This is a genomic window from Rhodococcus sp. RCBS9 (assembly GCF_029457415.1).
Classification (GTDB): Bacteria; Actinomycetota; Actinomycetes; order Mycobacteriales; family Mycobacteriaceae; genus Rhodococcus_F; species Rhodococcus_F qingshengii.
Genome location: NZ_CP120422.1, coordinates 4,917,057 through 4,928,225 on the forward strand (window position 1 = coordinate 4,917,057; position 11,169 = coordinate 4,928,225).

Genomic DNA, 11,169 nt, shown 5'->3' on the forward strand with positions numbered 1-11,169 from the left:
ACTGCGAATCTCCGGACGCCATGCGCCCGGATGTTCCCGTCTGTGAGGGTGCATGCACAAGGAGAGTTTTCAGTGGGGCGAACAGCCGAGTCGGTTGCTGCAATCATCAAGGCGTACGACGTACGCGGTGTGGTCGGTGAGCAGATCGACGAAGATTTTGTCCGCGACGTCGGTGCGTCGTTCGCCCGCCTGGTCCGCGACGAGGCCGGCGCCGCCACGACGGTTGTGATCGGCTACGACATGCGCGCATCGTCGCCCACACTGTCTTCGGCTTTCGGTGACGGCGTGCTTGCTCAAGGGCTCGACGTCGTCTACATCGGATTGGCGTCGACCGACGAGCTCTACTTTGCATCCGGTTTGCTGAACTGCCCGGGCGCGATGTTCACGGCGAGCCACAATCCCGCCAAGTACAACGGCATCAAGATGTGTCGGGCCGGCGCCAAGCCGGTCGGTCAGGACACCGGCCTCGCAGTCATCTCCGCCGAGGTCGTCTCGGGTGTTCCCGCGTACGACGGACCGGCAGGCACCGCCAGCACCAAGGACGTCCTCGAGGAATACGCGAGCTACCTCCGCGGATTGGTCGACCTGGCTGCGTTGCGCCCGCTGAAGGTCGCAGTCGATGCAGGCAACGGTATGGGCGGCCATACCGCGCCGGCCGTATTCGGGCCGATGCCCCTCGACGTCCTGCCGCTGTACTTCGAGCTCGACGGCACGTTCCCCAACCACGAAGCCAATCCGCTCGATCCGGCCAACCTCGTCGACCTGCAGGCCTACGTGCGCGAAACCGGAGCGGACATCGGCTTGGCGTTCGACGGTGACGCGGACCGTTGCTTCGTCGTAGACGAGAAGGGCGACCCGGTCTCGCCGTCCGCGGTGACGGCACTTGTCGCCAAGCGCGAACTCGCGAAGGAACCGGGCGCGTCGATCATCCACAACCTGATCACGTCACGGGCAGTTCCCGAACTCGTCGAAGAACTCGGCGGCGTCGCTATTCGTACCCGAGTCGGCCACTCGTTCATCAAGCAGGAGATGGCCGAGACCGGTGCGGTGTTCGGCGGCGAGCACTCCGCTCACTACTACTTCCGCGACTTCTGGGGCGCCGACTCCGGCATGCTCGCGGCGCTGCACGTACTCGCCGCACTGGGCGAGCAGGATCGTCCGCTCTCCGAGTTGATGGCGGAGTACACCCGCTACGCGGCCTCGGGCGAGATCAACTCCACCGTGGCTGACGCGGCAGATCGTACGGCCGCTGTACTGGCGGCATTTGCCGACCGCACCGAGTCGGTGGATCGCCTCGACGGTGTCACGGTCAGTCTCGAGGGAAATGCCTGGTTCAACTTGCGCGCGTCCAACACCGAACCACTGCTGCGACTCAACGTCGAAGCACCCACGTCCGCCGATGTCGACGCATTGGTGAACGAAATTCTGGCGATCGTCCGGGCTTGAATCCGAGTCTGATCGGTTTGTCGGTGAGCCGAAGCCCTGGGATAGTTGGGGGACTATCTCAGGAACGACGGCCTCGGGAACGAGGGCTTTGCCACCACGGACCGCGTGGAGCTGGAATGCTGGATGGTGCGGGAACTGCTAACGGAGAAGGGGGTGCGGTGAGATGACAGCGCCGATGCCGCTTCTCGACCTCGACGACAGCGAGGGTTTGTCAGCTGCCGATTCGGAAGGGCTACTGCGGTCTGTAGCCATGGGCGGCGCACAGATTCGGGCGACCGCATCGGCCGTCGGCGAGGGTGTGATCTCCCGATTGGCCGGTCTGCGTCCGCGCAGCGTCGTACTCATCGCCGGCGCGGGTGGCGCCCGGCACGGAGCCAGGATCGCGCTTGCTCTCGTCGGAGATTCGGTCGGTTGCCCGCTCCTCGTACTCGACCGGACGCCGTCGTGGGCCGGGCCGTTGGACGTGATCGTCGTCGCCGGTGACGATGCCGGTGATCCACGCCTCGTCGAATCCGTTGACAGTGCCGTACGCCGCGGCGCCGAGGTTGTTGTCGCCGTTCCCGACGAGGGGCCCATGCGAGCCGTGGCGGCCGGGCGCACCATGCCCTTGCCGCCGCGGCTCTACGCCTCGCCCCGGCACACGATGACGCGGTTCCTCGCCGTCTTCCTCGCGGTTGCCGCCGAAATCGAGGGCAAGGGATCGATCGAGGACCGTTCGGCGGTGCTCGGTCGAATCGCCGACGCAGTTGATGTGGAGGCGCTGCGGGACGGACCGGCCAACGAGGTATTCCACAACCCGGCCAAGTCGTTGGCCACCAGGATGAGCGGCCGGCGAGTCGTTCTGTGTGGAAGTGGTTCCGTGACAACAGCACTCGCAGAGTTCTCGAGCGTTGCGCTGATGAGCTCCGGCCTGAACGCCGCTGCCGCCGAGATGTCCGAGGTGATTCGTTCGGCGCGTGCACTGTTCGCGCCGGACGCAGCTTCACGTGATTCGGTGTTCCACGACCCCTTCTTTCACGATCCGCAACTCGACGGCGCGCTGCCGACCCCGCCGGTGCGGGCGTTCGTCTTCGCGACCGAATCCACGCGCGGGGAGGCGAGGCGCCGGATGGACGCGCTGGCTGACGCCGACCTGGTGGTTGCGGCAGACGAAGACCAGACCAACGTGGTCATATCGGAGATGGAGCAGGTATTCGTGTTGGCGTCTCGAGTAGACATGGCCGCGGCGTACGTGCAGTTGACAGGCGGTGCGAAGTAAGTGCGTGAACTCGAAGGTGCACTTCGTTCTTACGCGTGGGGCTCGCGAACGGCAATTGCCGAACTACGCGGTCTTTCGACTCCGTCGAATCATCCCGAAGCGGAATTGTGGTTGGGCGCGCACCCGGGTGACCCGGCGCGCGTGATCACCGAATCCGGAAGCGAGTCGTTGCTCGAGGTCCTGCACCGCGAACCCGAACGCGAACTCGGCCGTGAGAACCTCGAGGCATTCGGTGAGCGACTCCCATTCCTGCTCAAGCTGCTTGCGGCGGAAGAACCGCTGTCACTTCAAGCGCACCCCAGCGCCGTTCAAGCCGACGAGGGTTTTCGTCGTGAGAACGCACTCGGCGTTCCCATGGAATCGCCGATTCGCAACTACAAGGACGGCAGCCACAAGCCCGAACTCGTTGTCGCGCTCAGCAGATTCGAAGCGCTTGCCGGATTCCGCGAGCCGACGCGGACTGTCAAACTGCTGCGCGCTCTGGCCGTCGACGAGTTGGAGCCGTACATCGGCCTGCTCGAAGGCCAACCCGATTCCGACGGACTGCGGGCGTTGTTCACGACATGGATCACGCTGCCGTCCACGGTGCTCGGGACCTTGCTCCCTGCCGTACTTGCCGGGTGCATCACCTACGTCGCGCACCACGACGCCGAATTCGTGACCGAGATCCGCACCGCGCTGGAATTGAGCGAGGCGTACCCCGGCGACGCCGGTGTTCTGGCGGCACTGCTGCTCAACCGCGTCACCCTCGAGCCCGGCCAAGGACTGTTTCTCGCTGCCGGCAATCTCCACGCGTATCTCCATGGACTCGCGGTCGAGATCATGGCCAACTCCGACAACGTTCTGCGCGGCGGGCTGACACCGAAGCACGTCGACGTGCCCGAATTGCTGAGGGTTCTGGACTTCGTCGGGGCCGATATCGAAGTGCTCGATCCGGCCCCGTCATCTGGATCAGGTCAGTCAGGATCAGGTAGATACGAGTACGTCACGCCGGCGCCCGAATTTCGTTTGACGCGTCTGGAGTTCGACGCTAATTCCACGGACATCGTCGTCGACGCTTCAGGCCCGCGGATTCTGATCTGCACCGACGGCGCGGTCACTGCGACGTGCGGCGCCGACACTCTCGACCTCGATCGAGGCCGCGCGGCGTGGATCGCTGCCGACGAGCCTGCGATACACCTGAGCACACGGACCCCGACTGCGCAGGTTTTCAGTGCCGTAGTCGGAAACTAGGAGACATTGTGTCGGCTCATGGTGGCAAGAAGGCAATTCTGGCGGCCCTCGGAGCCAATGCCGGAATTGCCGTAGCCAAGTTCGCCGGATTCTTGATCACCGGATCGTCGTCGATGCTCGCCGAATCGGTGCACTCGGTGGCCGACACGTCCAATCAGGGTTTGCTGCTCCTGGGGCAGAAGAAGGCAGAACGTGACGCGGATCAACTGCACCCGTTCGGCTACGGGCGCAACCGATACTTCTATTCGTTCGTCGTTGCACTGGTGCTCTTCACCCTCGGTTCGCTGTTCGCGATTTACGAGGGTATTCACAAGATTCAACATCCGGAAGAACTCAATTCGGCTTTCGTGGCAATCGCGATTCTTGTCATAGCGATTTGTCTGGAGGGCTACAGCTTCCGGACCGCAGCGAAGGAATCACGACCGCTCAAGGGAAATGCGTCGTGGTGGAACTTCATCCGAACCTCTCGTAGCCCGGAACTCCCGGTTGTGCTGCTCGAGGACACCGGCGCATTGATCGGTCTCGTCCTTGCACTCGGCGGCGTCGGCCTCACGATGGTGACCGGAAATCCGGTCTTCGACGGCATCGGAACTCTGTGCATCGGTGTCCTGCTCGGCATCATCGCGGTCATTCTGATCATCGAAATGCAGTCGCTGCTGATCGGTGAGGGCGCAACGGCGGTGGAGACCGAACTGATCCTCAACGCCCTGGTCGACGGAACTCGTATCGAACGCGTCATTCATTGCAAGACGCAGTACCTCGGTCCCGAGGAGATCCTTGTTGCTGCCAAGGTTGCGGTGCCGATCGGATCGACGATCTCGGATGTGGCGACGGCGATCGACGAGGCCGAGTCTCGCGTGCGCGCTGCAGTGCCTGCGGCGCGGGTGATCTACCTCGAGCCGGACCTGGATCGTCTCAGCGCAGGAGATCGCCCTGAAACAGATCTACAGGCCCCCGACAAACCCTGAACAAAGCTGCGCCTGCGGGCTTAGGCTGATGCCATCTCTCTACTTGCCCATGGTGGGACCTGCTGGTCCCCAGCAAGGAGGCGGCAATGGCTGTCAAGGACGAGCAGGCCGGATCTGGACGGTCGAAGCTGTTTCGAACCAAATCGATCGAGCAGTCCATCAAGGACACCGACGAGCCGGAAACCAAACTCCGGAAAGAACTGAACTCGTGGGATCTCACGGTGTTCGGTGTCGCAGTCGTCATCGGTGCGGGCATCTTCACACTCACGGCTCGGACGGCGGGAAATGTCGCCGGGCCGTCGGTCTCGCTCGCGTTCGTCATTGCCGCCATCGCCTGCGGACTGGCAGCGCTGTGTTACGCCGAATTCGCGTCGACGGTCCCGGTTGCCGGTAGCGCGTACACGTTCTCGTACGCGACGTTCGGCGAATTCGTCGCCTGGATCATCGGCTGGGATCTCATCCTCGAATTCGCCTTGGCGTCTTCGGTGGTCGCCAAAGGCTGGTCGCTGTACCTCGGCGAAGTGATGGGCTCACGCAGCCCGATCGTCGAGTTGGGGCCGATATCCTTCGACTGGGGTGCGGTGCTGGTGATCGCTGTCATCACGATCCTGCTCGCGACCGGCACAAAACTCTCGTCGAGGGTGTCACTGGTGATCACGGCGATCAAGGTCGCGGTGGTGTTGCTGGTGATCATCGTCGGTCTGTTCTACATCGACACCGACAACTACTCGCCGTACATTCCGCCGTCGGAGCCGGGCTCGACGGGAGAGGGCATCCACCAGTCGTTGTTCTCGTACGTGACCGGGGCCGGTGGCAGCACGTTCGGGTGGTACGGATTGCTCGCGGCAGCCAGTCTGGTGTTCTTCGCGTTCATCGGCTTCGACGTCGTCGCCACGACGGCGGAGGAGGCGAAGGAGCCGCAGAAGGCGCTGCCACGCGGCATCCTGGGTTCTCTCCTGATCGTCACGGTTCTGTACGTGGCGGTGACACTGGTGCTGACGGGGATGGTGAAATACACCGAGCTCGAGGGCGATACCTCCAACCTGGCAACGGCATTCGCTTTCCACGACATCACGTGGGCGAAAAACGTCATCTCGTTCGGCGCTTTGGCCGGTCTCACGACAGTGGTGATGGTGCTGATGCTCGGGCAGACCAGGGTGCTCTTCGCGATGGCACGCGACGGTCTGATGCCACGACGCCTGGCACCGACCGGCAAGCACGGAACCCCTGTGCGGATCACGATCTTGGTCGGCGTCGTGGTCGCGGTGCTCGCCGGCGTTTTTCCGATCGGCACCCTCGAGGAAATGGTCAACATCGGCACACTGTTCGCTTTTGTTCTCGTCTCGATCGGGGTTCTCGTGCTCCGTCGGACGCGTCCCGACCTACCTCGCGGATTCAGGGTGCCGCTGGTCCCGCTGGTCCCGATTCTGGCCGTCCTCGCGTGTCTGTGGCTGATGTTCAACCTGTCGGTGGAGACCTGGATGAGGTTCGTGGTCTGGATGGCCCTCGGCGTTGTCATCTATTTTGCCTACAGCAGGCAGCATTCGATGATCGGGAAGCGTGAACGCGGCGAAATCGAGTAGATGTACAAAGTTTATGATTTGTCTATCACTTGTACAAAATCAGTAGTACTGTCTACCTCATAGTGAACTGACTCACAGTTTTCGGGTCGGTCCGAATCGAGGAGGTAGACCGTGTCGACGCACGTGGACTCGCAATCCGGCCAGACGCTCCCGCCCGAGCAGTGGCGTGACAAGAAGAGATACCTCTGGCTGCTCGGCCTCGTGCCGCCGACGGCGGTCTTCATCGCCGTCGGATTGGTCGCGTTGTTCAACAGTCTCGGATGGAATGCGGTCTCGCCGGTGTGGTGGTGGATCGGGCCGCTTCTCGTCTACATCCTGCTCCCGATCCTCGACATCTTCTTCGGCCCGGACGGCGAGAATCCGCCGGACGAAGTGATGGAGCGCCTCGAGAACGACAAGTACTACCGGTATTGCACCTACATCTACATACCGTTCCAGTTGGTCAGCCTGGTCCTGGCCTGCTACCTCTGGTCGGCGACCGATCTGTCCTGGCTCGGAATCGACGGGGGACTTGGGCTGATCTCCAAGATCGGTCTGGCGATCAGTATCGGTTGTGTCGCAGGAATCGGGATCAACACCGCACACGAGCTCGGTCACAAGAAGGACGATCTCGAACGCTGGTTGTCGAAGATCACTCTGGCGCAGTCGTTTTACGGCCACTTCTACATCGAGCACAATCGTGGACACCACGTGCGCGTCGCCACGCCCGAGGATCCGGCGTCGTCTCGCTTCGGTGAGAGCTTCTGGACCTTCCTGCCGCGCAGTGTGTGGGGATCTCTGCGCTCGTCGTGGTCCCTGGAAAAGGCCAGACTCGATCGACTGGGTAAGAAGCCGTGGACAATTCGCAACGACGTCCTGCATTCGTGGTTGATGTCCGTCGTACTGTTCGGTGTCCTCGTCGCCGTCTTCGGCCTCTCGGTACTGCCGTTCCTGGTGCTGCAGGCCGTGTTCGGATTCTGTCTGCTCGAAACCGTCAACTACCTCGAACATTACGGACTGAAGCGTCGTCGTCTGGACAGCGGGCGGTACGAGCGTGCAGCACCGGAGCACAGTTGGAACAGTGATCACATCTGCACCAACATCTTCCTGTATCACCTCCAGCGTCACAGCGATCATCACGCGAACCCGACGCGTCGTTATCAGACGCTTCGAAGCATGGACGGTGCGCCCAACCTGCCCAGTGGGTACGCGAGCATGATCATCCTCGCCTACGTTCCACCGCTGTGGCGAAAAGTGATGGATCCCAAAGTCCTTGCGCACTACGGCGGCGACATCACCCGCGTCAACGTTCAGCCGTCCAAGCGTGATCGCATCCTTGCTCGGTACGGAGCAGCGTGATGAGCAGCTATCGATGCCCGGTGTGTGAATACGTCTACGACGAATCGAAGGGTGCACCACGAGAAGGGTTTCCGGCGGGCACGCCGTGGGATGCCGTGCCGGACGACTGGTGCTGTCCGGACTGCGGCGTGAGGGAAAAGCTGGACTTCGAGCCGATGCCGGCAACGGCGGGGAGTGAATCATGAACGACTACAAGCTGTATCAGTGCGCGCAATGCGGCTTCGAGTACGACGAGGCAGTCGGCTGGCCGGAGGACGGTATCGAACCGGGCACTCGCTGGGACGACATTCCCGAAGACTGGAGTTGCCCGGACTGCGGGGCGGCGAAGAGCGACTTCTTCATGGTTGAGGTCGAACGACGGTGAGATGCGTCGGCGTCGAACGGACCTAGGTGCGGCGGTAGTGTCGTCACCATGACTTCGACGCCCACTCGTCTGCCGCAGAAAGAAGCGTCGCGCCTGCTGCTGCGTACGTCGGTGCTCGATTCGATGCGTGAGTTGTTGACCGAGCGCGACTGGTCCGAGGTGACGCTGACGGTTCTGGCCAAGCATGCCGGTGTGAGTCGTCAGACGCTCTACAACGAGTTCGGCTCGAGGCAAGGGCTTGCCGAGGCGTACGCGCTTCGCCTTGCTGACCGCTTCGTCGACGCGGTGGACGAGGCCATGGTGGCGAACGACGGACGTGCAGTCGAGGCATTGACGGCGGGTTTCGGATCGTTTTTCGCCTCCAGTGCAACCGACCCGTTGGTGATCTCTCTGCTCACCGGTGAGGCCAAGCCGGACCTGCTTCGCCTGATCACCACCGACAGTGCGGTCATCATCGAGCGCGCGTCGTCGCGGCTTGCGGAGAGTTTCCAGCGAGGGTGGATTCAGGCGTCACCCGCCGACGCCGGAATTCTGGCCAGGGCGATTGCGCGTCTCGGGCTGAGCTACATTTCGATGCCGCCGGAGTCCGAGGCTTCGGTGGCGGAGGATCTGGGCATACTGCTCGGGCCGTTCATCGACGTGGCGCGCGAGGGCCGCGCAGTAGAGGGGCGGGCGGGAGAGGGCGTCTAACCGATAGCCTGGTACACCGATAGGCTTGTGCAGAGTATGCACGTCAACCAGGAGAGGCAGATGACGACCTCAGTTTCAACAACGCCCGTGGCCGAGAGCCGTAACGGCATCGACTTCAAAGTTGCAGATCTTTCGCTCGCGGAGTTCGGTCGCAAGGAAATCCGTCTGGCAGAGCACGAGATGCCCGGCCTCATGGCGCTTCGTCGCGAATACGCAGAGGTGTTGCCGCTCAAGGGCGCTCGCGTTTCCGGCTCGCTGCACATGACCATTCAGACCGCGGTGCTGATCGAGACGCTGACCGCGCTCGGCGCCGAGGTCCGCTGGGCTTCATGCAACATCTTCTCCACGCAGGATCACGCTGCCGCCGCCATCGTCGTCGGTCCGCACGGCACCCCGGAAGAGCCCAAGGGCGTTCCGGTTTTCGCCTGGAAGGGTGAAACCCTCGAAGAGTACTGGTGGGCAGCCGAGCAGATGCTGACCTGGCCGGGTGAGCCTGCCAACATGATTCTCGACGATGGCGGCGACGCCACCATGCTGGTGCTCAAGGGCGCACAGTTCGAGAAGGCCGGCGTCGTCCCGCCGACGGACGACGACCAGGATTCCGACGAGTACAAGGTCTTCCTTGCACTTCTGCGTCAGTCCCTCGAGTCCGACAAGGGCAAGTGGACGGCAATCGCCGAGTCCGTCCAGGGCGTCACCGAGGAGACCACCACGGGCGTTCTGCGCCTGTACCAGGTTGCCGCTGCCGGTGAACTCACGTTCCCCGCTATCAACGTCAACGACTCGGTCACCAAGAGCAAGTTCGACAACAAGTACGGCACGCGCCACTCGCTGCTCGACGGCATCAACCGCGGCACCGACGTTCTGATCGGCGGCAAGGCTGCGCTGGTCTGCGGTTACGGAGACGTCGGCAAGGGTTGTGCCGAGGCACTTCGCGGCCAGGGCGCTCGCGTCGCGGTCACCGAGGTCGACCCCATCAACGCCCTGCAGGCGCTCATGGACGGCTTCGAGGTCAAGACAGTCGAGCAGGCCATCGGCTGGGCCGACATCGTGATCACGTCCACCGGTAACAAGGACATCATCACGTTCGAGCACATGAAGGCCATGAAGCATCAGGCCATCCTGGGCAACATCGGTCACTTCGACAACGAGATCGACATGGCCGGCCTCGAGAAGTCCGGCGACGTCACGCGGATCAACATCAAGCCGCAGGTCGACGAGTTCACGTTCGCCGACGGCCACTCGATCATCGTGCTGTCCGAAGGCCGCCTGCTCAACCTCGGCAACGCGACGGGCCACCCGTCGTTCGTGATGAGCAACAGCTTCTCCAACCAGGTCATCGCGCAGATCGAACTGTGGACGAAGCCGGACGAGTACGACAACGAGGTCTACCGCCTCCCGAAGCACCTCGACGAGAAGGTCGCCAAGATCCACGTCGAGGCACTCGGTGGCACGCTGACCAAGCTCACGAAGGATCAGGCAGAGTACATCGGCGTCGACGTCGAAGGCCCGTACAAGCCCGAGCACTACCGCTACTGACCCGGTGATTCGTCGCTGAGGATGTAGCGTCCGCCGTCCCCCGGTCTGCGCAAGCAGGCCGGGGGATAGGCTTGTCCGCCGTGGGAACACTGGTGGCATTGGAAGGCCTCGACGGCGCTGGAAAGCGAACGTTGATCGGCAAAGTGGAGAGCGAACTCCGCCGCGGCGGCACGTCGATCGCGACTCTGGATTTTCCGCGGTACGGGAAGTCGATCCACGCAGATCTTGCTGCCGAGGCACTCAAAGGATCGCACGGAGACCTGGCTGAATCCGTGAACGCGATGGCAGTCCTGTTCGCCCTGGACCGCGCGGGTGCGGCGGATCGGATCTCGGACCTGTTGTCCGCCAACGACATTGTTCTCCTCGACCGCTACGTGGCGTCCAACGCCGCCTACAACGCGGCGCGCGCGCATCAGGGCGTGGACGGCGAGATGGTCGCCTGGGTCCGTGAATTGGAGTTGGGTCGACTCGCTCTTCCCGCTCCCGATCTGCAGTTGTACCTCGACGTGCCGGTAGCTCTGGCCGAGCAGCGTGCCCGCTCGCGTGAGGCCGAGGACGCGTCGCGTCAGCTCGACGCCTACGAGCGCGACGGCGGCCTGCAGGCCAGAACCGGTGAGCTTTACAAGCAGTTGGCAGCGACGGACTGGGTCTCGCCCTGGTGGATCGTGGGGCCGGAGACGGACCCGGCCGAACTGGCGCGCAGGCTCGCGGATTTCGCGTGATCGGTCACCCTTGCGGCCGGGATTCGAA

General features: G+C 63.0%; 11 protein-coding genes. All 11 read left to right on the forward strand.

Annotated elements, in window-relative coordinates:
• The first annotated feature begins 72 nt into the window (after positions 1-72).
• A complete protein-coding gene (locus tag P0M12_RS23050) occupies positions 73-1,446 on the forward strand; it encodes a phosphomannomutase/phosphoglucomutase (RefSeq protein WP_003941022.1) in 1,374 nt (457 codons plus the stop codon).
• 163 nt (positions 1,447-1,609) lie between these two features.
• Positions 1,610-2,704, forward strand: coding sequence for a tobH protein (locus tag P0M12_RS23055; RefSeq protein WP_221741983.1), 1,095 nt, complete (start codon positions 1,610-1,612; stop codon positions 2,702-2,704).
• Positions 2,705-3,937: a mannose-6-phosphate isomerase, class I gene (gene manA / locus P0M12_RS23060; RefSeq protein WP_063316634.1), complete on the forward strand. Its 1,233-nt coding sequence runs from the start codon at positions 2,705-2,707 to the stop codon at positions 3,935-3,937.
• An 8-nt stretch (positions 3,938-3,945) separates the two neighbouring features.
• Positions 3,946-4,905 (forward strand): cation diffusion facilitator family transporter, encoded by a 960-nt coding sequence (locus tag P0M12_RS23065; protein WP_003940794.1) that lies wholly within the window; start codon positions 3,946-3,948, stop codon positions 4,903-4,905.
• Positions 4,906-4,991: 86 nt separating this feature from the next.
• A complete protein-coding gene (locus P0M12_RS23070; RefSeq protein WP_030535015.1) occupies positions 4,992-6,488 on the forward strand; it encodes an amino acid permease in 1,497 nt (498 codons plus the stop codon).
• A 111-nt stretch (positions 6,489-6,599) separates the two neighbouring features.
• Entirely contained in the window at positions 6,600-7,826 is a 1,227-nt protein-coding gene (locus P0M12_RS23075) for an alkane 1-monooxygenase (RefSeq protein WP_030535014.1), read from the forward strand.
• Complete coding sequence (locus P0M12_RS23080; protein WP_003940827.1) at positions 7,826-8,011, forward strand: rubredoxin; 186 nt, start codon at positions 7,826-7,828, stop codon at positions 8,009-8,011. Before P0M12_RS23075 ends, P0M12_RS23080 begins: the two co-directional genes overlap by 1 nt.
• A complete protein-coding gene (locus P0M12_RS23085) occupies positions 8,008-8,190 on the forward strand; it encodes a rubredoxin (RefSeq protein WP_003940894.1) in 183 nt (60 codons plus the stop codon). Before P0M12_RS23080 ends, P0M12_RS23085 begins: the two co-directional genes overlap by 4 nt.
• Positions 8,191-8,238: 48 nt before the next feature.
• A complete protein-coding gene (locus P0M12_RS23090) occupies positions 8,239-8,880 on the forward strand; it encodes a TetR family transcriptional regulator (RefSeq protein WP_063316632.1) in 642 nt (213 codons plus the stop codon).
• Between the two features lie 60 nt (positions 8,881-8,940).
• Positions 8,941-10,419 carry an adenosylhomocysteinase gene (gene ahcY / locus P0M12_RS23095; RefSeq protein WP_003940766.1) on the forward strand — a complete coding sequence of 493 codons (1,479 nt, stop codon included), beginning with the start codon at positions 8,941-8,943 and terminating at the stop codon, positions 10,417-10,419.
• Between the two features lie 80 nt (positions 10,420-10,499).
• On the forward strand, positions 10,500-11,141 hold the full coding sequence (locus P0M12_RS23100) for a dTMP kinase (RefSeq protein ID WP_064112583.1): 642 nt from the start codon (positions 10,500-10,502) through the stop codon (positions 11,139-11,141).
• Positions 11,142-11,169 lie beyond the last annotated feature (28 nt).